The organism is Brevundimonas sp. (assembly GCF_044336875.1).
In the GTDB taxonomy this organism is placed as follows: Bacteria; Pseudomonadota; Alphaproteobacteria; order Caulobacterales; family Caulobacteraceae; genus Brevundimonas.
In genome coordinates, this window is sequence record NZ_JBIIOP010000007.1 from 87,477 (window position 1) to 111,466 (window position 23,990).

A 23,990-nucleotide genomic window follows, 5' to 3' on the forward strand; every position below is an offset into this window, starting at 1 on the left:
CTCATCCGATGCCGTAATGGTCGGCCAGCGACTGCAGCGCCTGTTTCAGCATGGTCTTGCCCTGGCGGCGACGCAGCCCCAGGCCGGTCTCGGCCAGCTTCAGGCTGTCGCCGTGCACGCAGATCCGGTTCAGGATCGGACGCAGCCGGGGACCGGCGGCGGCCAGGGCCGCCTCGACGCGACGTCCCGCCGCCAGGGTGCGGTCGCCCGGCTCGACCCGAGCGGCCGAACCGGCGCCGGAGCGGGGCAGGGCGTCCCATCGCATGGTCAGGGACGGGCCGGACCGGGCCTGTTCCACATCGGCGCGCAGGCGTTCGCCGGCGGCGGCCTCGGCCGGCGTTAGCCAGGGTCGACCGGCCGCATCCTTGCGCCGGGCCAGCCAGGCGATGGGGCTTTCGCCCAGATTGGCCGCGTGGCGCACCATGCGGCCGTCGTCGCCGACCAGGTCCCGCACCCCGTCGATGACGCCCGGCCGACCCGGCGCCGGCGCCGGCGCGGCGGCGTCCGCAGCGGTGCGCGCGACCCATCCGCCGAGCGGCCGCGCCTTCAGGCCGGGATTGTCGATCAGGCTGCGGAACTCGGGCTCGGCCAGGGTCAGGCTGATGCGGCCGCGGCGATCGGCGCCGAGCCGAAGGGCGTAGACGCCGTGCTCCGCCGCCAGCCAGGCGCCCCTGCGGACCAGCAGGTCGCGGGCGCGTTCGACGGCGCGGGTCATTGCGGCAGCTCGCAGCGCGGGGCCTGGTACAGGCCGGCGATACAGGTCTCGAGTTGGCTCAGCAGTTCGTCGACCCGGCGGCCGTCCCGTTCGTCCTCGGCCCAGCGACAGGCTCGACCCACCGTGGCGCGGTTGACGCCGAAGACGTGGCCGACCCGTTCCAGCGTCCAGCCGAAGGCGATGTGCGACAGATACATGGACAGCCAGCGGGCCTTGGAGGTCAGGGGGTCCAGCCGCCCGCCCTCGGTCATCCGTTCCGCCTGGGCGCCGGTCCGGACCGCGACCAGATGGACCGCCAGCCCGGCCTTGCCCCGGTCCTCGTCCGTGACCGGCACCCTGTATTCCTCCAGCATCCGAGTTCCTCCCATCGCGAAATCCCGACGCCATCCTAGTCGTCATGGCGCCTGTGATAGGAATATCGTCCTATGCAACGTCAGAAACGGACGTGAGGCCTGGTCGGTCAAGGGATTGGCGGGAGGCCGGTATGCGACCTCGGGGGGCCGAACGACCGGACCGGGAGTCGACATGGTTAATAAATTTCGAATCATTGACTCCGGACTCTCGACGGCGATTCGCAAATCAGCTTAGGAACGACTCAATCGCCCGGCGTTAACCCTTCTTAAGGTTTTCGGGTCTTAACTTGCGAACAAGGTTACCCGGCTGTGAGCCTGGGTGGTTACCGCAAAGCTTTTGCCTGGAGGGGCACGAATGCGCGTCCTGTTGATTGAAGACGATCACGCTACCGCCCAAAGCATCGAGCTGATGCTGAAGTCGGAAGGCTTCAACGTCTATACGACCGACCTGGGCGAGGAAGGCATCGATCTGGGCAAGATCTATGACTACGACCTCATTCTGCTTGACCTGAACCTGCCTGACATGAGCGGCCTCGAGGTCCTGCGTCAGCTGCGCGTCGGCAAGATCAACACGCCGGTCATGATCCTGTCGGGCAGCCACGAGATCGAGACCAAGGTGAAGACCTTCGGCGGCGGCGCCGACGACTATCTGACCAAGCCCTTCCACAAGGACGAACTGATCGCGCGCACCCACGCCGTGGTCCGTCGCTCCAAGGGTCACGCCCAGGCGATCATTCACACCGGCGAGATCGCCGTGAACCTGGACGCCAAGACGGTCGAGGTGAACAGCCACCGCGTTCACCTGACGGGCAAGGAATACCAGATGCTGGAGCTGCTCTCGCTCCGCAAGGGCACGACCCTGACCAAGGAAATGTTCCTGAACCACCTGTACGGCGGCATGGACGAGCCCGAGCTGAAGATCATCGACGTCTTCATCTGCAAGCTGCGCAAGAAGCTGGCCACCGCCGCCGACGGCAAACACTATATCGAGACCGTCTGGGGCCGCGGCTATGTGCTGCGCGACCCGGCCGAGGCCGGAAACAGCGTCGCCGCCTGATCGGCTGCGGATCTGGAAGTTTGAAACGCCCGCCGGAAACGGCGGGCGTTTTGCGTTTCACCCCCGATACAGCCAGTCCGGCGGCAGGCCCATGCGGACGCAGGCCTGGGCGGGCGGGGCGTTGCGGAGCGGCAGGCGGTCGGCCGTGCGGGCGACGGCGCGGACGATCCGGGTCTGGGCGGGCGTCAGGCCGTGGCGGGGATCGAGGCCCAGGCGGGCGGCGACCGGCGGCGGGGTCAGGTCGACGGCGGCGCGGATCAGCAGGTGCTGCAGCGGGCGGGCCAGCCGGGGCAGAGCCGGAGCGCGGCGCATGATGTCGAGGAAGTCGAAGACGATGGGTGAAGGCGTCAGCCGCGGGGTCATGGCCGCCAGTTGGGCCTCCCAGTCCGCCTGGGAGGTCGGGGCGCCGGTCGCGCCGTAGAGACGGGCGGCGGGGGCGGCCTCGGCCCAGGCGCGGTCGCGGTCCCGGGGCGACAGGGGGCGGACGAAGCGGTGATAGGCCTCGCCGAAGCCGTAGCCGGCCGTGGCCTGGACCCAGTCCAGCAGGTCCGTATCGTCGGCGGCGTAGGGCCGGCCGTCGTCGGCGCGGCCGGTCACGCGGGCATGGCGGCGGCTGACCCCGGCGATCATGGCCTCGGCCTGGGATCGGGCGGCATAGACGGTGACCATGGCGGCTAAACCCGTGCGCTGCAGGCGTGGCACGGGATCGGTGCGGAAACGGGTGTGGTCCCAGACCCCGGCGCGGACGCGGGCCTCGGCGAGTTCCAAGATCACCGCCGCGACCCCGCCGATGAACAGGCTGATGGGGTTCTTGAACAGCCGCCACGAGAGGGAGTCCGCCGGGACCAGGGCGGGTTCGCCCTTCGGCTCCGCGAAGTCGACGGCGGGCAAACCCTCCGGGCGCAGGAATTCGCCCGCGGCGGCCTCGACGCGGCGATGGAGCGGAGCGGGCAGAACCAGGGCGGTCATGCCGGGAAAACCGGCAAGTCTGGGTTGCGGTTCCGCCCTTCCTCTAGAGCCTGTCGGCTGAGGTGGAATCGCTTCGCGATTCCGCTGATGCCGTGAAACAGGCTCCAGAGTCATGCTGGATCGAAATCTGAGATCAGTCGGACTGCGTCCAACTGATCCGATTTCGGTTTAGGTCACCGTTCGACCTGACTGACGTCGCGCACCGCGCCTCGGGCGGCGTTGGTGGTCATGGCGGCATAGGCGCGCAGGGCCGGAGAAACCTCGCGAATCCGTCCGATGGGCTTCCAGGCGTCCTTGCCGCGCGCCAGCATGGCGTCGCGGCGGGCCGTGATGACCGCCTCGTCCAGGGCCAGGCGGATGGTGCGGTTGGGGATGTCGATCTGGATCGGGTCGCCGGTCTCGATCAGGGCGATCAGCCCGCCTTCGCCCGCTTCCGGCGAGACATGGCCGATCGACAGACCCGAGGTGCCGCCCGAGAACCGGCCGTCGGTGATCAGGGCGCAGGCCGCGCCCAGCCCCTTCGATTTCAGATACGACGTCGGATACAGCATCTCCTGCATCCCCGGCCCGCCCTTGGGGCCTTCGTAGCGGATGACGACCACGTCGCCGGCCTGGACCTGACCGACCAGGATGCCGGTCACGGCCGCGTCCTGGCTGTCATAGACGCGGGCCGGGCCGTTGAAGGTCAGGATGGATTCGTCCACCCCGGCCGTCTTCACGATACAGCCCTCGGGCGCGATGTTTCCGGACAGGACCGCCAGGCCGCCGTCCTTGGAGAAGGGGTGTTCGACCGAGCGGATCACGCCGGTCTCGCGGTCCGTGTCCAGGTCCTCCCAGCGTTCGGCCTGGCTGAAGGCGACCTGGGTCGGCTTGCCGCCCGGCGCGGCGCTGAACAGGTCGCGGGCCACCTGGCTGTTGGTGCGGCCGATGTCCCAGCGCGACAGGGCTTCGGACAGGGTGGCGGCGTGGACGGTGGGCTGGGTCGCGTCGATCAGGCCGCCGCGCTCCAGTTCGCCCAGGATGGCCATGACGCCGCCGGCGCGGTGGACGTCTTCCATATGGACGTCGGCCTTGGCGGGCGCGACCTTGCACAGGCAGGGGACACGGCGCGACAGCCGGTCGATGTCGTCCATGGTGAAGTCGACCCCGCCCTCCTGGGCCGCCGCCAGCAGGTGGAGCACGGTGTTGGTCGAGCCGCCCATGGCGATGTCCAGGCTCATGGCGTTCTCGAAGGCGGCGCGGGTGGCGATGCCGCGCGGCAGGGCCGTGGCGTCGTCCTGATCGTACCAGCGGTGGGCCAGGTCGACGATCAGGCGGCCGGCCTCCTTGAACAGGGCCTCGCGATCCGCGTGGGTGGCCAGGACCGAGCCGTTGCCGGGCAGGGACAGGCCCAGGGCTTCCGTCAGGCAGTTCATCGAATTGGCGGTGAACATGCCCGAGCAGGAACCGCAGGTCGGGCAGGCCGCCTTTTCGATCTCGGCGACCTCGTCATCGGAATATTTGTCGTCGGCGGCGGCGACCATGGCGTCGACCAGATCGAGGGCGCGCTTCTTGCCCTTGATCGTGACCTTGCCGGCCTCCATCGGCCCGCCCGAGACAAAGACGACGGGGACGTTGATCCGCATGGCGGCCATCAACATGCCGGGCGTGATCTTGTCGCAGTTGGAGATGCAGACGATGGCGTCGGCGCAGTGGGCGTTGACCATATATTCGACGCTGTCGGCGATCAGCTCGCGGCTGGGCAGGGAATACAGCATCCCGCCGTGGCCCATGGCGATGCCGTCGTCGACCGCGATGGTGTTGAACTCCTTGGCCACGCCGCCGGCGGCCTCGATCTCGCGCGCGACCAGCTGGCCCAGGTCCTTCAGGTGGACGTGGCCGGGCACGAACTGGGTGAAGCTGTTGGCCACGGCGATGATCGGCTTGCCGAAGTCGCCGTCCTTCATGCCGGTGGCGCGCCAGAGTCCGCGCGCGCCCGCCATGTTGCGGCCGTGGGTGGAGGTTCTGGAACGCAGGGCGGGCATCGGAGACGCTTTCAGGATGGATCGTGCCGACGAATGGGTCGGTGAATGAGGTCTTTGGAATTAATCCGCGCTGTAGCCAACCCCCCGAGGCGTGATTATGTCGCCTGGCTCAGGTCTGGAACGCCGCCGCCAGGGCCGCCGCCATCGGATTGGGGCGGCTGAAACTGTCGAAGGGCAGGGGTTTGTCGCGGCCGTCGTCCATACCGCCCTGGCGATAGAAGCTGTCGGTGTCGCGCAGGCCCCAGACGGTGAAGGCGAACCTCTGCGTCTCGGGCAGGGTCATGAAGGCCTCGGCCAGTTCGGAGACGCGCGCCGTCTGCCGCGTGATCCGATCGGCCTGGCTGCGGAAATCGAGCTTGTTGTCGCTGCGCAGGGTGCAATCCAGTTCGGAGACGTGGATGGGCAGGCCGAACTGGGCGACCTGGCGCATGAAGGCGGCTATGGCGCCCTCCTTGATGTCGATCCACAGGTGGGACTGCAGTCCCAGCCCCTGCAGGGGGCAGCCGGCCTTCAGCAGGCGTTCGACCAGCTTCAGGAACTGGGCGCCCTTGGCCGGCACGCTTTCCTGATTGTATTCGTTCAGGAACAGGACGGCGTTGGGGTCGGCCAGCCGCGCCCTTTCGAAGGCGCGCAATATATAGCCGTCATGGCCGTAGCGGCGGCTCCAGTGGCAGTCGCGCAGTCCTGATCCGTCGTCCAGGATCGGCTCGTTGACCACGTCCCAACTGCGCGCCCGGCCGCGATAGCGGCCGGCCAGGGCGGCGATATAGCCGTCGAAGGCGCGATCGAACTCGGCGCCGTCCAGGCCGGAGAAGGCCTCCTCGCCCTGGGCGTACCAGATCAGGGTATGGCCGTGCAGGGCCATGCCGTTGGCCTCGGCGAAGGCGGCGATCCGGTCGGAGCGGTCGAAGCGGGGACGATCCAGGCCGTCGGCCAGGATGTATTCCATCTTCATTTCCCACTCGGGCGTCAGCTGGCTGATGTTGGCGCGGGCCAGGGTCGCCCAGTCGGGATCGTCGATCTGCATCGCCTTGATCGCCGTGCCGAAGGGGCAGGGGGCGAGGGACTTCAGCGGCGGCACGGACAGCGGGGTCGGCTCGGCCGAGGCGAAGCGGTCGCAGGCGGCGAGGGCCAGCGTGGAGCCGAGGAGCGCGCGGCGGGACCAACCCTTCTCCCCTTGCGGGAGAAGGTGGCGAGCGAAGCGAGACGGATGAGGGGTTTCAGGCTTCATCCGTATTCTCGCAGCGTCGGGGTGCGACCCCTCATCCGGCCCTGCGGGCCACCTTCTCCCGCAAGGGGAGAAGGAAGTAGATCAAACGGCCCGCCTGCGCAGGCCCAGTTCGTCGAAGGCGGCGGTTTCGCGCCGGGCCTGGGCGACCATCTGGTTCAGGCGGGTGGTTTCGGCGACGTGCTCGAACTTCTTCAATTCCTCGAAGGCGCCGGTCAGGGCGTCGCGGGCGCCGGCTTCCTCGGCGTCCAGCACGGTCAGGTCGCCTTCGGCGGTGGCCTTGCGCGATTTCCAGCCGTTCAGATAGGCGGCCAGCATCATATTGGCGTCGGCGTCCGCACGGGCGCGTTCACGCTCGACCTCGACCTCGGCGTCCAGGACGGCGATGCGCATTTCGGCGGTGGCGCGGCGCGAGGTGATCTCGGCCAGGCGCTTCTGCAGCGTCTCGACCTCGTAGTTGGAGATGCGGATCAGGGATTGGGCCCAAGCGGTCATGAGATCACGATGCAGTCTAGTGGTTAAGAATGAGTGGCGAGTGACGCGTGGCGAGTGACTAGTTGGAGATGGATTTGAGGGCGTGCGGACAAACGGCGGGCCGACTGTCTCGCCACTCGTCATGCGTCACTAGCCGCTGTGGATCATTCCCTGGTTCAGTATGGTCTCAAGCCGAACGAACGACTCGGCCAGGCTGGTGTGGTCGTCCTTGTCCTGACCCAGAAAATCTTCCAGCGCGGGGTTCAGCGCGATCGCGCGGTCCACGATGGGATCGGCCCCGGTGCGATAGGCGCCGATCTTGATCAGCTCCTCCATGTTCGCATAGGCCGACAGGCATTGGCGGGCGCGCTTGTTCAACTCGCGCTCGGGCGGGGTCTGGCAGGCGGGCATGGTGCGGCTGACCGACTTCAGCACGTCGATGGCCGGGAAGCGGCCGCGTTCGGCGATCTTGCGGTCCATGACGATGTGCCCGTCCAGAATACCGCGCACGGCGTCGGCGATGGGCTCGTCATGGTCCCCGCCGTCGACCAGGACGGTGAACAGGGCGGTGATGGGCGCGGCCGTGGTGCCGTCCGGGCGGGCCGGACCGGGACCGGCCCGTTCCAGCAGTTTCGGCAGTTCGGTGAAGACGGTGGGCGTATAGCCCTTGGTGGTCGGGGGCTCGCCCGCCGCCAGGCCGATCTCGCGCTGGGCCATGGCGAAACGGGTGACCGAGTCCATCAGGCACAGGACTTCCAGATCCTGGTCGCGCAGGAACTCGGCGATGGCCATGGTCATGTACGCCGACTGGCGGCGTTTCAGGGCGGGCTCGTCCGAGGTGGCGACCACGACGACGGCGCGTTTCAGCCCCTCCTCGCCCAGGGTCTCTTCCACGAACTCGCGCACTTCCCGGCCCCGTTCGCCGATCAGGCCGACCACGACGGCGTCGCAGGTGGCCTGGCGCGCCAGCATGGACAGCAGCACCGACTTGCCGACGCCGGACCCGGCGAAGATGCCCAGGCGCTGGCCCCGGCAGGTGGTGGTGAAGACGTCCATGGCGCGGACGCCCAGATCCAGCCGTTCGCCCACCCGGCCGCGCGAATGGGCCGGGGGCGGGGGCGCGCGCAGGGGATAGGGGGCCGGTCCCTGGGGCAGGGGGCCCTTGCCGTCGATGGGCTGGCCGAAGGCGTCGATGATCCGGCCCAGCCAGGCGGTGGTCGGGCGCACGCTGGCGGCCTGGTCGATGATGCGGATGTCGGCGCCGGGGGCCACGCCCTCCACGGGGCCGAAGGGCATCAGCAGGGCCTTGGAATCGCGGAAGCCCACGACCTCGGCCGGCAGGGGCTGGTGACCGCGGCGGCTGATCTCGGCCCGGGCGCCGACCGCGAGGCGGCTCAGCCCGCCGCGCGACTCGATCAGCAGGCCCGAGACGCCCGCGACCTTTCCGGTGACCACCAGAGGATCGATCGCTTCGACGGCGGCGACGAGATTGCGCAAAACAGACCCCAGGAACAGGCGTTAACCAGATGGGCCATCGTGGTTAACGAGCGGTGAAGCCCGGTCGTTTTTGCCGGGTCGACCGTATCTTCCCTGAGTAGTCGTACGGAGGTCAGACAACCCCTGCGGGCAAGATTCCGGAAACCATTTGGCGCGCTACGTTTACAACGCCGACGCGATGACGCGGGTGGTATTCACGGGGTGGGCCATGTTCGCCAAACAGCGACGCGCACGTATTCAGATGCAGGACCGGCTGACCGACCTGGACGGCAAGATGGCCGCCATCGGTCGCTCCCAGGCCGTCATCGAGTTCAACCTCGACGGCACGATCATCGAGGCCAACGACAATTTCCTGACCGCCATGGGTTACCGGATGGAAGAGATCCGGGGCGTGCATCACCGCCAGTTCATGGATCCGATCGAGGCCGCCTCGCCGGACTATGCCGCCTTCTGGCGGGATCTGAACGCGGGTCAGTTCATGGCTCGCAAGTTCCGTCGCCTGGCCAAGGGCGGGCGCGAGATCTGGCTGCAGGCCAGCTACAACCCGATCTTCGGCGCCGACGGGCGGCCGATCAAGGTCATCAAACTGGCGGTCGACATCACCGCCGAGGAGCAGGACGCCCATCGCCGCGAGACCGAACGGCAGGAGGCCGAGCAGGCGCAGAACATCCTGGTCGAGGCCCTGGCCGCCAGCCTGGCCAAGCTGTCGGCCGGCGATCTGACGGCCCGGATCCAGCAGCCGATGGGCGGCAGCCACGAACGGGTCAAGACCGACTACAACACCGCCATCGAAAGCCTGCGCCAGACCCTGGACCAGGCCCTGACGGCGGTGTCGGGCCTGCGCGGCGGGGCCGACGAGATTTCCAGCGCCTCGGACGACCTGTCGCGGCGCACCGAACAACAGGCGGCCAGTCTGGAAGAGACGGCGGCGGCCCTGGACGAGATCACCGCCACGGTGAAACGCAGCGCCGAGGGCGCGCGTCAGGCCTCGGCCGCCGCCGCCGGCGCCAAGTCCGAGACCGACCGTTCCGGCGAGGTGGTGCGTCAGGCCATCGCCGCCATGGACGGGATCAAGCGCTCCTCGGCCCAGATCAGCGACATCATCGGGGTGATCGACGAGATCGCCTTCCAGACCAATCTGCTGGCCCTGAACGCCGGGGTCGAGGCGGCGCGCGCCGGCGAGGCCGGTCGCGGCTTCGCCGTGGTCGCGTCCGAGGTGCGGGCCCTGGCCCAGCGGTCGGCCGAGGCGGCCAAGGAGATCAAGACCCTGATCACCTCGTCCACCCACGAGGTGACGCAAGGGGTGAAACTGGTGGACGAAACGGGCTCGGCCCTGGCCGCCATCGCCGTCAAGGTGGCGGAAATGGACGCCCTGGTCGGCGAGATCGCCGCCTCGGCCCAGGAACAGTCGACCGGCCTCAACCAGGTCAATGTGGCCGTCAACCAGATGGACCAGGTCACCCAGCAGAATGCGGCCATGGTCGAACAGACGACCGCCGCCGCCGCCAATCTGAAGAGCGAGGCCAATCAGCTGGCCATGCTGGTGCAGCGGTTCGAGACCGGCGGCGACCGCCAGAAGACCTCGGCGCGGGATGCCGGCCGGGACGACGACGGTCCCATCCCGCTGGCCCGGGAACGCGCCCGCGTCCGCGCCTTCGCCGGAGGGGGCGGCATGACCGCCTCGCCGACGCAGGACTGGGAAGAGTTCTAGCGAGCCGGTCGTCCCGTCGGTCGCGTCTCGGCGAGGTTGGCGGGCGTCACGCCCGCGAGACGGCCAGTTTCAGGCCGAACAGGATGAAGACGCCGCCGGTCAGCCGGTCGAGCGCGGTCACGACCCCGGGTTTGCGCAGCAGGCGGCCCAGGGGCGCCGTGGCGGCGATCAGCAGGGCGAACCAGACCAGCGACAGCCCCACATGGATGCAGGCCAGCAGGAAGGACCAGACCGCCACATTGGCCCCTTGCGGGATGAACTGCGGAAGAAAGGTCACATAGAAGACGCCGACTTTGGGGTTCAGGATATTGGTCATGAAGCCTCGACCCAGCGCGGCCACGCCGGCGGCCCGATTGTCTCCCGCCGCGGTGTTCAGGGCGGTGCGCGGCCTGAAAACAAGTTTGACGCCGAGGTAGATCAGATAGGCGGCGCCGGCGAACTTGATGACGGCATAGGCCAGTTCCGACGCCTGGAGCAGGGCGCCGAGGCCGACCGCCACCGCCGCGGCCCAGACCAGGCAGCCCAGCATGATGCCGGTCCCGGCGAAGATCGCCGATCGTGCGCCGTCCGAGGCCGCGGATCGCAGCACCATGGCCGTGTCCACGCCGGGTGTGATCGTCAGCACGGTCGCGGCCGCGATGAAGGCCAGCAGCAGGGCGGGGTCGAACATGGCGGACACCTGTCGTGGGACGCCGCGACCATGAGGCCTGTCAGGGCGTTTCGGCAAGCGTCGTTGGCTCGCGCGTGGTCAGGATGGCCCCGACCGAGGCGGCGACGATGGCGGCTATGGCCAGCCACTGCTGACCAGTCAGGTGTTCGTGCAGGACGATCAACCCCGCCAGGGCGCCGACCGCAGGTTCGGCGCTGAGGACCACGCCGAAGGTGCGTTCGGGGATGCGGCGCAGGGCGATCATCTCCAGCGAATAGGGCAGGGCGCTGGAGAAGACGGCGACCGCGATCCCGGCCAGCAGCAGGGCCGGGTTCAGCAGGGCGGCGCCGGCGTGGGCCACGCCGAAGGGCAGGATGACCAGGGCCGCCACGCTCATGCCCAGGGCCACCGACTGGCCGGCGTGCAGGTGCGACAGCCGCTTGCCGAAGACGATGTACAGGGCCCAGCACAGGCCGGCGAAGGCGGCCAGGCCCATGCCGACCGGATCGAGCGCGGCCGCCCCCGCCTTCAGCGGCAGCAGCAGGATCAGGCCCAAGACGGCGAAGCCGATGCAGACGAAATGGATCGGCTTCCTCGAATGGATCAGGGCCAGGGTCAGCGGCCCCATGAATTCGATGGCGATGGCCAGGCCCAGCGGAATGGTCCGCAGCGCCATGTAGAAGCTGAGGTTCATCGCCCCCAGCACCACGCCGTACAGGGCGATGGCGCCCATATCCGCGCGGGTCAGACGGAACCGCCACGGCCGGAACACGGCGACCAGCAGCAGGGCCGAGATGCCGACCCGGTAGGCGGACGTCCCCTCGGCGCCCACGGCGGGGAACAGGGTCTTGGCGAAGGAGGTGCCGCAGGCCAGCGTGATCATGCCTGTGAACAGGGCCAGATAGGGGGACAGCCGCCGCGCCAGCGGAGAGGTCAGGCGGGATTTCAGGGCGGCGTCGGTCATGGGGCGGATGTAGCCGAAACCGGCTTGCGCTTCCCGGCGATTTCCGGCCTGAGTGCGCCTGAAATCGTCACGAAAGGCGCTTCAATGACGAATTTCGTCACTCTCGACGATTTCGACCATCGGCTGCTGGCGCGGGTGCGTCGGAACAATCTGGAACCGGCGCGGGTCACGGCCGAGGCGGTGGGCCTGTCGGAGTCCGCCGTGCTGCGGCGTCTGCGCCGGCTGCGGGCCGAGGGGGTGATCCGCGCCGATGTGGCGATGATCGATCCGGCGCGGGTCGAGCCTCGCATCGTGCTGCATGTGCTGGTCGAGATGAACACCCAGGATCGCAAGGTGATGGACGGCTTCCAGGCCCGGATGCGGGCCAGTTCCGAGGTGCAGGGCTGCTGGGACGTGACCGGGCCGACCGACTATCTGGTCACGGTCGCGGTGCGGTCGATGGCGGAATACGAGGCCTTCGGCATCCGGGAACTGACCCCGGACAAGGGGGTGCGGTCGTATCAGAGCATGATCGTGATCCGCGAGGTGGTCGGCTTCGATCCGGCGCGGGCGGTGCTGGGGCGGTAGGGGCGATGTTTTCGTTCTAGAAGGCCGTCATCCTCGCCCTTGTGGCGAGGATCCAGAAACCCGGTGTTCAGGCAGGGCGTACACTGTAGATGCACCGGGAGTCTGGATCCTCGCCACAAGGGCGAGGATGACGGCAAGGAGGGAGCGGGGATGAGCGGGAGTGAGGCGTATCGACAGAAATCCTCGCCGTCGCCCTCTTGCGGATCGCACGCGCGGCCTATCTGTTAGCGCACCTATAAGATCCCACCCGGAGCCTTCCCATGTCCGACTTCAGCTATGACGCCTCCCGCCACCTGAAGAAGGGTCGGGGCAAGGTCTATGACTCCATCATCGACACCATCGGCGACACCCCGATCGTGCGCCTGCCGCGCCTGTCGGCCGAATACGGGGCCAAGGCCACGGTCCTGGCCAAGCTGGAGTTCTTCAACCCCATCGCCTCGGTCAAGGACCGGATCGGCGTGGCCATGGTCGAGGCCCTGGCCGAGGCGGGCAAGATCGACGCGAACACCGTCCTGGTCGAGCCGACCAGCGGCAACACCGGCATCGCCCTGGCCTTCGTCGCCGCCGCCAAGGGGCTGAAACTGATCCTGGTCATGCCCGAGAGCATGTCGATCGAGCGCCGCAAGATGCTGGCGCTGCTGGGCGCCCAGCTGGAGCTGACCCCGGCCGAGAAGGGGATGAAGGGCGCCATTGCGCGGGCTCAGGAACTGATCGAGACCACGCCCAATTCCATCAGCCCCTCGCAGTTCGAGAACCTGGCCAATCCCGCCATCCACCGGGTGACCACGGCCGAGGAAATCTGGAACGACACCGACGGCGCGGTCGATATCGTGATCGCCGGCGTCGGCACGGGCGGCACCATCTCGGGCGTCGGTCAGGCGCTCAAGGCGAAGAAGGCTTCGGTACAGATGATCGCCGTCGAGCCCGAGGCCTCTCCGGTCCTGTCGGGCGGCGCGCCCGGTCCGCACAAGATCCAGGGCATAGGCGCCGGCTTCGTGCCCGCCATCTATGACCCGTCGGTGGTGGACGGGGTCGAGGCGGTGTCGAACGACGACGCCTTCGACATGGCCCGCAAGGTGGCCCGCACCGAGGGGGTTCCGGTCGGCATCAGCTCGGGCGCGGCCCTGACCGCCGCCTTCCGCCTGGCGGCCAGGGACGAGAACGCGGGCAAGACCATCGTGGTGATCATCCCGTCCTTCGCCGAACGCTATCTGTCCACGGCCCTGTTCGAAGGCCTGTAGGCAAGCTTAGCCGATACGTCGGGTTAACCCGAACCCGTTTAGCTTGCGAGAATGAGCGAGGCATCGGCCCTGATCGACGAAGAGGCGGCGCGGCCCGCAGCGAACCGGGCGCGCCATGCCTTGTTGAAGCGCCTGGCCGATGTCGTCTCCCTGCCCGCCAGCCGGATCAACGCCTTCGAGCGGGCGGTCACGGGCGACCTGCTGGTCGATATGCTGCGGCTGGCCTCGATGGAGGAGCGCAAGCGGGTGGCGGCGCGGCTGGCGCCCCTGGCCGAACTGCCCAACAGCGTGGCGCGGCTGCTGCTGCGCGACCACATCGAGATCGCCCGGCTGCTGATCGAACAATGCGCCTCGCTGAGCGATGCGGACCTGGTCGGCTGCGCGCGCGACGCCGGGCCGGAGCATCGCCTGGTCATGGCCGGCCGGCGCGGCCTGTCCGAGATCGTCACCGAGACCCTGTTCACCTTCGGCGAGATGGAGGTGATGGAATGCGTGCTGCGCAACCGCACCGTCCGCCTGTCCCAGATGGGGGTCGAGGCGGTGGTCGGACTGAGCCGGACCCATCCCAAACTGTCGGCCCTGCTGCTGAAACGGCCCGAGCTGCGGCCCGCCGGGGCCTATGTGATGTTCTGGTGGTGCGGAGCGGAAGACCGTCGCACCATACTGCAGCGGTTCGCCGTGTCGCGCGAAGTCATGCAGGAGGTGTCGGAAGACGTCTTCGCCATGGCCGCCGCCGAGGACTGGTCCGACCCGGTCGCGCGCAAGGCCCTGCAATTCATCGAACGCCGCCAGCGCAACCGCGCCGCGATCTCCAAGAGCCCCTACGACAGTCTGGAACACGCCATATCGGTGGCGGCGCGCGACGGCCTGTCGCGCGAGACGGCGGCCGAGATCGCCTTCCTGGCCGGGATCAAGCCGCTGACCGGCGCCAAGGTCCTGGGCGATCCCGGCGGCGAATCCCTGGCCATACTGTGCAAGGCGACGGGTCTGTCGCGCGTGGATCTGCTGAACCTGTGGCGGTCGATGCGACGGCCGGAGACGACGGCGGACGGCGCGATTCATCCGGACTGGGACCGTGTACAGATCACCTACGAGATGCTGGCGGTTGATCGGGCGCAGACGGTATTGCGTTACTGGAACTGGTCTCTGTCCTCGGCGCTGACGCCTACTCTTCTGCGGGCGATTCGCGAGGGCGAGGATGACGTGGTCGATGAATATTCGGCCCCCGAGCGCGCCGCCATGATGGTGTTGGCCGAAAACTTCGGCCGGTAGAGCATTGCTACCCTGAAGTGTTGTTTTGTCGCGTGAAGCTCACGTGTACATGTCCAGATTGCTTTTGAGGTCAAACAACACTATGAGCCGAAGGGGAGGATTCGGCTGGCGTTTCAGTCGAATTGAATAGATCAAGAAAGAGACGCCAGAAATGGAAGAGAAGCCCGAGCTGCTCGAAATGACCGCCGACATCGTGTCGGCCTATGTCGGCAACAATTCCGTGTCCGCCGACGCCCTGCCTGCGCTCATCGCCAATATTCACGCCGCCCTGTCGGGTGTTTCGAACGGCCCCGTCGAGGTCGAACCGGAACCCAAGGAGCCGGCGGTGCCGATCCGCAAGTCGATCGCTCCGGACTTCCTGATCTGTCTGGAAGATGGTCGCAAGTTCAAGTCGCTGAAGCGTCACCTGCGCACCAAATACGACATGAGCCCTGAAGAATACCGCGCCAAATGGGGTCTGCCGAAAGACTATCCCATGGTCGCCCCGAACTACGCCAAGGCCCGTTCGGAACTGGCCAAGCAGATGGGTCTGGGCCAGGGCGGTCGCAAACCCGCCCGCGCCCCGCGCGCCAAGAAGTAGGATCGGTCTTTACCGATAGAGAGCGCCCGCTTCCGCAAGGAGGCGGGCGTTTTTGCTTGTCGGGCGCGACCGTCTCCCTCCCCCCGGGGGAGGGAGAGGCGGCCGGTGTTGTTCTCGATTACGCCGCCTGGGCGACGCGGCGCATACGCCAGAAGCGCAGGGTGCGCAGGGCGGCTTCCTTGGTCAGTTCGCCGTACATGCGGCCATAGGCGGCGGCCTTGCCCATGGGATTGGCGTCCGCGCCCAGCAGCGACACCGCATAGGTCAGATAGATGGCGCGATCGATGTCCGCCGCCTTGCAGACGACCGACAGGGCGTCCAGGTCGCGACGATCGACAATGCCGCGCGCCGTATGGAAATCGACGTCCGACAGGCGCGACAGGGCCACCAGGAAGGGCGTGCGGCCCTTGGAGCGCAGGAAGCGGATCAGCACCTGCGGCGTCAGCTGACCGGCGGCGTGAAGTTCGTCGACATAGGCCTGGCTCTCGGCGTAGTCGGGCGGCAGGGCGCCGTCGTCGGTGGCGACGCGGGTGCGGCCGGCGGCCAGGGCCGCCTCCAGCAGCTCCGGGTCCATGCGGGCGTTCTGTTCCAGGATCTGATGGCGCAGCCGGGCCTCGACCACGAAATACATCTCGTTCAGCAGGTCGGCGGGCAGGGTCTTGCGTTCGACCGTGGCGGCGTGAAGGGCCGGATTGACCTTGGCGCGCTCGACCGCGCTTTCGGACGCCGCGCGCGACAGACGGGCGCCGTCGTTGCGCAGCAGGGCGCCCAGGGTGTCGTCGTCGCCGCGCGCGACGATGATCTCTGACACGGCCTCGGGCACTTCGATACGGCCGGAGACGGCGCGCATATGGTCCTGGCCATGTTTGCTGACCACGCCGATCAGGTCCTCGTCGGTCAGGACGGTGGAGGCCCGCAGCACCGGTTCGGCGACATCGATATTGTCGTTGGCCAGGCGGCGGATCAGGCTGTGCGGAGCATTGGGGGCGTCGGCGAAGCGGGCGGCGAGTTCAGCCCGGACCGCCGTCTCCATCTCGTCCGCCAGGGTCTCCAGAACGGAGCCGTAGAGTTCGGTCTCGGCCGCGCTGTGTTCGACGCCGCCGAAGAAGTGGTCGGTCAGTTCACGCAGCAGAAGACGACGTTTCTCGCTGGAGCCTTCGCCGGCGAGGGCGATCAGCTGCGGCAGGCGCGAGGCCTGGATGGTTTCGGCTTCCACGGCGGACATCTGATCGGTCATGGCAGGTCGTCGGCCTGGGTTTGAGGCATGGCGCGGACGGAGCCGTCGCTGCTGCGAAGCAGGGCGGGCGGACCGTCGGGCTGTGCGAGGTCGGCGGAGGAGGGTGTCTGGGTCATCTCGACCGGCAGGGCGTCGAGATAGATGGGCTGGACCGCGCCGATCGGGTCGGGCTGGCGGCCCGCCTGACGGTGGACCGAATAGAAGCGCGGCCCCTGGACCGGGGCAAGCGCGGCCTGGACCATGGCCGGCGGCTCGGCGGAGCGCGGCTCGGCCTTGGCCTCGGCGCGGGTCTTGGAGGCGGAAGGTTCGGCAGCGTCCTGGGCCGCGGCCTCGGCGGCGGCTCCAACCGAGGCCTGGCGCTGCAGGCGGAAGATCGGCGCGTCGCGACGCGGGGCCATCGGGTCGAAGGCGGGCTCGGCGGGCGGGACGTCGGCCTGGGCCTGGGCCTGGGCCTCGACCGCCGCCGCCTCGGCGGGCATGGGGCGCGGCGTCTGAGTCTGGGCGGCAGTCGGGATCGGCGCGGCTTGGGCCGGCGCATCCTGCGGCGCGGCATAGGCCTGGGGCAGGGTCGGGGTCGGGGTCGGCGAAATCCAGTCGCTGGCGGGGGTCAGGCCGCGACGCGGGGCGGGCGTCGGGGACCGGGGCGGCGCGGACGCCGGGGCCGGGGCCGGGGCGGGCGCGTCGAGCCGGGCCAGGGGAATGGGGCTGACGGGGGTGTTGGCGACGGCGACGACCCGCGTCGGCTGCGGCGCGGTCTGGCGCGACGACGCGGCGGCGACGGGCGGCTTGCCGGGCCAGGACAGGTAGCGGAGGCCGCTCGCGGACTGGGGCGAGGCCGTCGCCTGAGCCATGGCGGCGCCCGACGCGGCGCAGGCGGCGATCAGGACGGTCGACAGGATCAGGGCGCGTCGCAAGGGGGGGAACTCACGCGAGGACGAGGGACAATCGTCAGGCTAGGCGAATATCGCTTAACCCCCCGCTAACGGCGCAGCATGAATCTTTCGATCAGGCCGACGACGGCGTTCAGCAGCAGGCCCAGCAGGGTCAGGCACAGGACGCCGGCCAGCATTTCGGCGGTGCGAAGCCGGTTGCCGGCCTCCAGCAGTCGCCAGGCCAAGCCTTGCGTCGCGCCGGATCCCGAGACGAATTCGGCCACGACCGCCCCGATGACCGCCAGACCCGCCGCCACCCGCAGACCCTCCAGGGCGAAGGGCAGGGCCGAGGGCAGCCGCAGCCGCCACAGCCGTTGCAGGGGCGTGGCGCCATACAGGTCGAACAGCCGCTCCAGATCCGGATCGGCCGACTTCAGCCCGGTCAGCATCCCCGAGAACAGGGGGAAGAAGGCGACCACGGCCGCCAGGGCGACCACGGCCCGGTCGGCGTGATCCAGCCCGGCCCAGATCAGCACCAGCGGCGCGATGGCCACGACCGGCGTGACCTGCAGCGCCACCGCCAGCGGCCGCACGGCCCGTTCCCCGGTCGGGTGCAGCGACACCGCCAGGGCCAGGCCGCCGCCGACCAGCCCGGCCACGACCAGGGCCTGGACCGCCATGGAGAAGGTGACCAGGGCGGAGGCCGCCAGGCGCGGACCGGCCTGGACCAGGGCGACGGCGACGGCGCTGGGCGGCGGCAGGAAATAGACCGGGACCTCCAGCAGACGGCAGGCGGCCTCCCATCCCAGCAGCAGGACGGAGATCAGGGCCAGCGGCGGCAGGAGGTCGGTCGCGCGTCTCATGCGGCCTTTCCCCCCGCGCCCATGCTGGCGTCCAGGGCGGCGGCGACGGCCTCGACCGCCTGGCGATAGAGGGGGGCGGCGCGCCAGCCTTCGGGGCGCGGCGGGATGCCCGGCGTCGCCAGATCGGCGATCGGACGACCGTCGGCGGCGCCCAGCACCACGACCCGCTGGGCCAGATAGACGGCCTCTTCGACGTCATGGGTGACGAAGACGATGGCGGGCCTGGGCCGGGCCGCGGCCCACAGGGCGTGCAGATCCTCGATCAGGCGGCGACGGGTGACGCTGTCCAGGGCGGCGAAGGGTTCGTCCAGCAGCAACAGGTCGGGGGCGGTGACCAGGGCGCGGGCCAGGGCGGCGCGCATGGCCATGCCGCCCGACAGTTGCGACGGCCGGGCGTCCAGCCGCCCGCCCAGACCGACTGCAGTCAGGGCGGCGGCGGCGCGGTCGCGGGCGGCCTGCCGAGACACGCCCGCCAGTTCCAGCGGCAGGGCCGCATTGGTCAGGGCGTCGGCCCAGGGCATCAGGGTCGGGTTCTGGAAGACGACGCCGGTGCGGCCGACGTCCGCAGCGCGGACCACGGCGCCCGAGGTCGGGGCCTGCAGCCCGGCGAGCAGGCGAAGCGTGGTCGACTTGCCCGCGCCCGAGGCGCCGACCAGGGCCAGGATTTCGCCCGGCTGGACGGTCAGGTCGATGGGGCCGAGCGGCGGGCGGGCCGAGGCGCCGGAACCGGGCCAGGCCACGACCGCGCCGTTCAGGGCGGCGATAGGCTCAGCCACGGCCCGGCAGATAGTTGTCGGTGAAGGCCTCGCGCCAGTTCAGGCCGGGATCATAGACCCCCGCCTGGCTGGTCGTCTCGAAGAAGGCCTGCCAGCGGTCGGCCGTCATGGCGCCCAGGCCGTAGAGGGCGGCGTCGCCCCCGTCGACAATGGCGTTGTCGCGCAGCTTTTCGCGGGCCTGATCCAGCACGGCTTGCGGGATGTCGGGATTGTCCTTGCGGATCAGGGCGTCGCCCGGCGCCGCATCGCCGCGCAGATAGTCGCGCCAGCCCTCGGCCGAGGCGGCGATGAAGCTTCGCAGGGTGTCGCCGTTGTCCCGCGCGAAGGCGGTCGGCGCCAGGACCATGGCGGCGTAGGAGGGGTAGCCTTCGTCCGCCAGCAGGAAGGTCCTGGGCGTGAACCCCGCCTCCTGTTCGATGGTGTAGGGCTCGTTGGTCAGATAGCCCTGCTGCACCGCCCGTTCGTCGGCCAGGAAGGGCGCGGGGTTGAAATTGTATTTGCGGACCTGGTCGTCGGTGAAGCCGTATTTGGCCTTCAGCCAGACCCAGAAGGCGTTGATCGAGGCGTCGGCCAGCAGGAAGGGCCGGCCGGCCAGATCGGCGATGGTCTCCAGCGCCGGGTCGGGGTGGGCGATCAGGACTTGGGGGTCCTTCTGGAAGAAGGCGGCGACGGCCTTCACCGGGGCCCCGGCCGCGACCAGGTTCATCGGGATGAAGCTGTTGGAGCCCATGCCCAGTTCGACGGCGCCGGCCGCCAGCAACTGGGGCACGTTGACGCCCGGTCCGCCCTGGACGATCTGGACGTTCAGGCCGCGCTTCTCATAGGCCCCGGTGGCCAGGGCCTGGTAGAAGCCGCCCTGTTCCGCCTGGGCGCGCCAGTCGGTGGCGAAGCGCAGCCGCACACGGCCCTGTTCGTCCACCGGCGCCTCGGTCCGTCCGCAGGCGCGCAACCCCAGGGCCGCTCCGCCAAGCGCGACGGCGCCGCCCGCGAGCAGGGCGCGGCGACGGGTCAGCAGGCGATTCCCGGAGGTGGTCATGCGCCTGATTTACGGGGGGATGCGGGCGATGGGAAGGCGCAGCTTCAGTCGGCGCTCGCAGCCCCCGTCGCGGCATCGTCGTCGGCAAGGCTTTCGCCCATTCGATAGCGCACGGGCACGACGCAGCGGATGCCGGCGTTGAAGGCGGGTGTCGCCGTGCTGCCCTGAACCATCCGACGGGCGTCGTCGCCGAACGCGGCGGCGGGTTGGGACTCGATCACCTCGACATTGCCGATGGCGCCCCAGGGCGCGATGTCGAACCGGACCAGGGCCCAGCCTTCGATGCTGCGCTGGCTGAAGGCGGCGGGATAAATCAGGTCGCGCCGCGCCTTGAACCGTTCGCCGATCTCGGCCGGGCAGTTCTGCAAAGGATCCTTGCGCTGGTCTTCGGGCGGTAGGGGCGGGGCGGGCAGCGGTTCGCCCCAACGATAATAGTTGGCGACGCAGCCCTTGCGCGCGGGGCCCGGCTTGGCGCTGCTGTCGGATATGGCGCGCCGCGTCTCGGCGTCGAGATCGGCGTCGCCGGAGGAGCCCAGGGTCTCGACATCGGTGAATTCGCCCGCCGCGTCGATGTTCCAGCGTACGATGGTCCAGGTACGGGCGCCGGGCGACGGACGCCGTCCCGTTAAGAAGTCGGGATAGGAGACGAGGCTCGGTCGCCGACCGCCCCAACGGTCTCCGCAGTCGGCGCCGTCGCCGCCCAGACGCAGCGCCACGGCCTGACGGATGGGGCGGGTCGTCTGGCTGACGGCGAACAGTTTCATGAGGTCCGAGGTGTCCGTCTCGGCCTGGGCGAGGGGCAGGGTGCGCCAGCGGATCGTCAGGCGGCAATCCTTGTGCGCCTCCGCTGGAAAGCGCCAGCCGGCCAGCACGGCCTGGGGCGCGGCGTTGTCCCTGACCCCGACGGGGATCGACGAGGGTTGGACCGGGCGAATGTCCAGGGTCCGGCCGTCATCCGCTATGCTGAAGTCCAGCAGGCCGTCGCTGACCGGTCCGCCGCGCGTGAAGGCCGTCGGCGCGAATTCTTCGGCCACGAGGGGCTGAACCGCAACATCGCCGCACGTCGCCGACGCCGATGGAAGCTGGATCGCCGCCGTTTCGAGCGAGGTCGCATCGGGTGTCGGCAGCGGGCGCAGCGGGCCGTCCAGGTATTCGATCCGATCCTGCGCCGAGACGGACGTGGCGGCGAGGCCGAGGGCAAGGGCGGAAAGGGCGGTTGCACGCATGAGTATCTCCGGTCGCCCGACAGGGGTGCGGCACGGATCGGCGTCTGTCTAGCGCGGTAATGTGAAGCATGGCCCGGATCGAGCGGCGGCCCAATTGAGCGAGGGGACGAAGCGTCCGGGCGAACCCGTGCTCTTCGTCCCCTCGCCAAGTCCGGGTTGGACTTGGCCTTTCGGGTCAGGGCCTTGGCGTCGGCGTCGTCGTGGGCGAACCCGCAAGGACGGTCGGCTGTATCCTGTCGCGCTCCTGGTCTCCGGCGTACCGCGGCATTGCGTCCGCGTCGTCCATCGATCCCGATCCGGTTCCCCCGCTGCCGGCGGCCCGAGGGCCGTCGAAGACTGGAGCCGTGGATCCCGCCCGTCGCACGTTACGATCCGGAGATCGCCCGAAGCGTCGGGTCGGAGAGCCGGGCCGGTTCGCTTGATTTCCGGGGTCTCCCCTGGATTTCCGCGCCCCCGTGTCCCTCGGCCCGTTGACGTTCTCGCGAAACCCGTTATGAGGCAAGCGCCCGAACTCGCCCCGATGTGCATGACTGGCCCGGCGGCGGTGGACAAGATTGTTAACATCGGTGGACGGATCAAATTCGCCTTGGCGGATCAGTGGTTTGTCTTGTCCACAGAAACGGCGTTCTCCGCCTGGCCGGCCAGCCGTCCGTCGATCCATCGCCGAATGGCGGTGCGGCTGCCGCGCGCGGCGGGGCCGCCGAAATGCAGAAAGCCGTGGGGGACTTCGGGCACACGGATCAGGTCGGCGTCCGACGCCTCGCCCCAGCGGGCGGCCATCAGCAGGCTGTCCTCGAACAGGGGGTCGTAGTCGCCGGCCAGGAACAGGGCGGGCGGCAGGCCGGTCAGGTCGGCGTAGAGGGGCGAAATCTCGGGGCTGCGCAGGGCCGCCTCGTCGCGGTCGGGGGCCAGACGGGCCAGGTCGGCCTGCATGGTCGGGCCGTTGAACAGCAGGGTCTCGGGGCCGGCGTTGCGGACGCTGTCCGTGCCCGACAGGTCGAAGACGCCGTAGGCGAAGACGCAGCCCCGCACCAGGTCGATCAGGCCCTGGTCGCGCAGGGCCACGGCGGTCAGGGCCGCCAGATGTCCTCCGGCGGACTCCCCCGCGATGAACAGGGTCGAAGCGCCCAGTCTGTCGACATTGGTCACGGTCCAGTAGGCGGCGGCGAGGCAGTCGGCGATGGCGGCGTCGATGTAGATGTGACGGCGCTCGGACAGCAGGCGGTAGTCGACCGAGACGACGCAGAAGCCGTGGTGGGCCAGGTGGGCGTTGAGCCGGTCGTTGAGGCTGGCGCTGCCCAGCACCCAGCCGCCGCCGTGGATGTCGAGGATGACGGCGCTGGGCCTTCCGGTGGGATGCAGGATGCGCAGGGGAACGGGGTGTTCGCCCTCGGTGTGCAGGATTTCGACCGTGACGCCGCGCTTCTTCAGGCGCGGGGTGGTGACATGGCCGGCGGCGGCGTCCAGCCAGGCGGTCAGCCGCTGTCCGGCGTCGATGCGCCAGGGATCAGTGCGCAGGCGCGGGGCGCGGGCCAGGACGGCGTTGATCCGACGCACGGCCGCCTGCTGGGCCGGGGCGAAGTCGACGATGTGGGTGCGCAGGGTCATGAGGCTGGAGTGGGCGGCGTCTCGTCGGACTTGCGCCGGAAGACGACCTGCAGAGCGATGTTCTTAATCTGAGATCGGTCGATCATCAGCAAGGGGATGGGCGCGGTGCGGGGGACGATCTGATGGGTGAAATCCTGTTGGGCGGCCGCCAGTCTGAAGGCCTGGCAGTTCTTCAAGGTCAGGGCGGCGATTTGCTTGTCGGTGTCGAGAGAGACGCCGTCCACCTCGCCTTCGTAGCCGATCCAGACGCCCTCGGCTTCCATGTCGGTGACGACATAGGCGGCCAGGTGCTTGTCGTAGTCGGGCTGGGCGCTGAGTTGGGCGAGAATGGAGGCCCAGCCGCCATAGAGGAAGCGGAACAGGGGCGTCGCCGGTTCGGGTGGATCCTGGCGATGGCGCGTGATGCTGAGCGTCTCTTCCCGCTCGACCACGCCTCTGACCAGTCCATAGGCACCGAGCGACAGGAGGAGCAGCAGGGCCAGAAGAAACCAGGTTTCAAGGCCCAGGAACGGGTCCGACTTCGGTCGAGGAGACAGGAAATAGGCGTAGGGATTGGGATCCCATGCGACCTGGATCGACGGCAGAAAATGCGCCCAGAGATCGTTGAACACAAACAGGGTCGCGCCCAGGCCATGGGCCGACAGGGCGCCGAATATGACTATGGACAGGGCGGTGAAGGAGTTGGGCGCGGGCGGTGCAGGCGCGACGACCTTGTTTCCGGCCGATGTATAGAGGGCGGCGAACACCGCCAGGCCGGGCGCCAAAATGAACAGCGCCCAGGCGACCCCCAGGGTTATCGTCAAGCGGCGGGAGCCGGTTTCTTGGTCCGCGCCTTAGATTGGGACGGCGGCGTGGGCTGGGCCGGGGGCGAAGCGGGCAGGATCACCACGCCGTCGTCACGCCGTTCGCCGGCAGCGATGGCGGCAGACCAACTGCCGTACTGTTCGACGATCTTGCGACCGGCGCGCAGGGTCTCTTCAGAAGCGATCTGCATATACGACATGGAGCCTCCTTTGTGCGCGCAGGTTAACATGAGATCGGCACGGTTGCACCGATTTCAAGTCGTCCCAG

Annotated in this window: 24 protein-coding genes; 6 read left to right on the top strand and 18 right to left on the bottom strand. The window is 69.0% G+C overall.

All coding sequences use genetic code 11. The features are described from left to right. Position 1 precedes the first annotated feature (1 nt). A complete protein-coding gene (locus ACIQ1T_RS10770; RefSeq protein WP_395944546.1) occupies positions 2-715 on the bottom strand; it encodes a DUF6456 domain-containing protein in 714 nt (237 codons plus the stop codon). Then, on the bottom strand, positions 712-1,083 hold the full coding sequence (locus tag ACIQ1T_RS10775) for a chromosomal replication initiator DnaA (protein ID WP_395944547.1): 372 nt from the start codon (positions 1,081-1,083) through the stop codon (positions 712-714). The genes ACIQ1T_RS10770 and ACIQ1T_RS10775 overlap by 4 nt, the downstream gene beginning before the upstream one ends. Positions 1,084-1,423: 340 nt before the next feature. Here ACIQ1T_RS10775 and ctrA point away from each other — a divergent pair, with 340 nt between their 5' ends. After that, complete coding sequence (ctrA, locus tag ACIQ1T_RS10780) at positions 1,424-2,125, top strand: response regulator transcription factor CtrA (protein WP_395944548.1); 702 nt, start codon at positions 1,424-1,426, stop codon at positions 2,123-2,125. 57 nt (positions 2,126-2,182) lie between these two features. On the opposite strand, the gene ACIQ1T_RS10785 is transcribed toward ctrA, so the two are convergent. From ACIQ1T_RS10785 to fliI, 5 genes are all read right to left on the bottom strand, one after another. Beyond that, positions 2,183-3,094, bottom strand: a complete 912-nt coding sequence (locus ACIQ1T_RS10785) for an oxygenase MpaB family protein (RefSeq protein ID WP_395944549.1) — start codon at positions 3,092-3,094, stop codon at positions 2,183-2,185. A gap of 173 nt (positions 3,095-3,267) precedes the next feature. Further along, positions 3,268-5,118, bottom strand: a complete 1,851-nt coding sequence (ilvD, locus tag ACIQ1T_RS10790) for a dihydroxy-acid dehydratase (RefSeq protein WP_395944550.1) — start codon at positions 5,116-5,118, stop codon at positions 3,268-3,270. 109 nt (positions 5,119-5,227) lie between these two features. After that, a complete protein-coding gene (locus ACIQ1T_RS10795; protein WP_395944551.1) occupies positions 5,228-6,349 on the bottom strand; it encodes an endo-1,4-beta-xylanase in 1,122 nt (373 codons plus the stop codon). A gap of 81 nt (positions 6,350-6,430) precedes the next feature. After that, positions 6,431-6,841, bottom strand: a complete 411-nt coding sequence (locus ACIQ1T_RS10800; protein ID WP_395944552.1) for a flagellar export protein FliJ — start codon at positions 6,839-6,841, stop codon at positions 6,431-6,433. A 129-nt stretch (positions 6,842-6,970) separates the two neighbouring features. Beyond that, complete coding sequence (fliI, locus tag ACIQ1T_RS10805) at positions 6,971-8,317, bottom strand: flagellar protein export ATPase FliI (protein ID WP_395944553.1); 1,347 nt, start codon at positions 8,315-8,317, stop codon at positions 6,971-6,973. A gap of 208 nt (positions 8,318-8,525) precedes the next feature. Here fliI and ACIQ1T_RS10810 point away from each other — a divergent pair, with 208 nt between their 5' ends. After that, positions 8,526-10,028: a methyl-accepting chemotaxis protein gene (locus tag ACIQ1T_RS10810; protein WP_395944609.1), complete on the top strand. Its 1,503-nt coding sequence runs from the start codon at positions 8,526-8,528 to the stop codon at positions 10,026-10,028. Positions 10,029-10,074: 46 nt separating this feature from the next. Here the strand turns inward: ACIQ1T_RS10810 and ACIQ1T_RS10815 are convergent, their stop codons facing one another. Further along, positions 10,075-10,698 (bottom strand): LysE family translocator, encoded by a 624-nt coding sequence (locus ACIQ1T_RS10815; RefSeq protein WP_395944554.1) that lies wholly within the window; start codon positions 10,696-10,698, stop codon positions 10,075-10,077. A 40-nt stretch (positions 10,699-10,738) separates the two neighbouring features. Continuing rightward, positions 10,739-11,641, bottom strand: a complete 903-nt coding sequence (locus ACIQ1T_RS10820; RefSeq protein WP_395944555.1) for an EamA family transporter — start codon at positions 11,639-11,641, stop codon at positions 10,739-10,741. 84 nt (positions 11,642-11,725) lie between these two features. Between ACIQ1T_RS10820 and ACIQ1T_RS10825 the strand changes: the two genes are divergently transcribed. From ACIQ1T_RS10825 to ACIQ1T_RS10840, 4 genes are all read left to right on the top strand, one after another. Next, positions 11,726-12,208 (top strand): Lrp/AsnC family transcriptional regulator, encoded by a 483-nt coding sequence (locus ACIQ1T_RS10825; protein WP_395944556.1) that lies wholly within the window; start codon positions 11,726-11,728, stop codon positions 12,206-12,208. A gap of 260 nt (positions 12,209-12,468) precedes the next feature. Beyond that, positions 12,469-13,449, top strand: coding sequence for a cysteine synthase A (gene cysK / locus ACIQ1T_RS10830; protein WP_395944557.1), 981 nt, complete (start codon positions 12,469-12,471; stop codon positions 13,447-13,449). 51 nt (positions 13,450-13,500) lie between these two features. Next, positions 13,501-14,721 (top strand): DUF2336 domain-containing protein, encoded by a 1,221-nt coding sequence (locus ACIQ1T_RS10835; RefSeq protein WP_395944558.1) that lies wholly within the window; start codon positions 13,501-13,503, stop codon positions 14,719-14,721. A 151-nt stretch (positions 14,722-14,872) separates the two neighbouring features. Next, entirely contained in the window at positions 14,873-15,301 is a 429-nt protein-coding gene (locus tag ACIQ1T_RS10840) for a MucR family transcriptional regulator (protein ID WP_395944559.1), read from the top strand. Between the two features lie 118 nt (positions 15,302-15,419). Here the strand turns inward: ACIQ1T_RS10840 and ACIQ1T_RS10845 are convergent, their stop codons facing one another. The 9 genes from ACIQ1T_RS10845 to ACIQ1T_RS10885 form a co-directional block, all read right to left on the bottom strand. Next, positions 15,420-16,538 carry a DUF2336 domain-containing protein gene (locus ACIQ1T_RS10845; RefSeq protein ID WP_395944560.1) on the bottom strand — a complete coding sequence of 373 codons (1,119 nt, stop codon included), beginning with the start codon at positions 16,536-16,538 and terminating at the stop codon, positions 15,420-15,422. Continuing rightward, positions 16,535-17,452, bottom strand: coding sequence for a hypothetical protein (locus ACIQ1T_RS10850; RefSeq protein ID WP_395944561.1), 918 nt, complete (start codon positions 17,450-17,452; stop codon positions 16,535-16,537). Before ACIQ1T_RS10850 ends, ACIQ1T_RS10845 begins: the two co-directional genes overlap by 4 nt. A gap of 65 nt (positions 17,453-17,517) precedes the next feature. Continuing rightward, a complete protein-coding gene (locus tag ACIQ1T_RS10855) occupies positions 17,518-18,273 on the bottom strand; it encodes an ABC transporter permease (RefSeq protein ID WP_395944562.1) in 756 nt (251 codons plus the stop codon). Further along, complete coding sequence (locus ACIQ1T_RS10860; RefSeq protein ID WP_395944563.1) at positions 18,270-19,049, bottom strand: ABC transporter ATP-binding protein; 780 nt, start codon at positions 19,047-19,049, stop codon at positions 18,270-18,272. The genes ACIQ1T_RS10855 and ACIQ1T_RS10860 overlap by 4 nt, the downstream gene beginning before the upstream one ends. Then, positions 19,042-20,085, bottom strand: a complete 1,044-nt coding sequence (locus ACIQ1T_RS10865; protein ID WP_395944564.1) for an ABC transporter substrate-binding protein — start codon at positions 20,083-20,085, stop codon at positions 19,042-19,044. The genes ACIQ1T_RS10860 and ACIQ1T_RS10865 overlap by 8 nt, the downstream gene beginning before the upstream one ends. 44 nt (positions 20,086-20,129) lie before the next feature. Beyond that, the gene (locus tag ACIQ1T_RS10870; protein ID WP_395944565.1) at positions 20,130-21,311 is read right to left on the bottom strand and encodes a TonB family protein; all 1,182 of its coding nucleotides are present in this window, start codon (positions 21,309-21,311) and stop codon (positions 20,130-20,132) included. Positions 21,312-21,905: 594 nt separating this feature from the next. After that, the gene (locus tag ACIQ1T_RS10875; protein ID WP_395944566.1) at positions 21,906-22,919 is read right to left on the bottom strand and encodes an alpha/beta hydrolase; all 1,014 of its coding nucleotides are present in this window, start codon (positions 22,917-22,919) and stop codon (positions 21,906-21,908) included. Then, entirely contained in the window at positions 22,916-23,722 is an 807-nt protein-coding gene (locus ACIQ1T_RS10880) for a hypothetical protein (protein ID WP_395944567.1), read from the bottom strand. The genes ACIQ1T_RS10875 and ACIQ1T_RS10880 overlap by 4 nt, the downstream gene beginning before the upstream one ends. Next, the gene (locus ACIQ1T_RS10885) at positions 23,719-23,922 is read right to left on the bottom strand and encodes a hypothetical protein (protein WP_395944568.1); all 204 of its coding nucleotides are present in this window, start codon (positions 23,920-23,922) and stop codon (positions 23,719-23,721) included. Before ACIQ1T_RS10885 ends, ACIQ1T_RS10880 begins: the two co-directional genes overlap by 4 nt. Positions 23,923-23,990 lie beyond the last annotated feature (68 nt).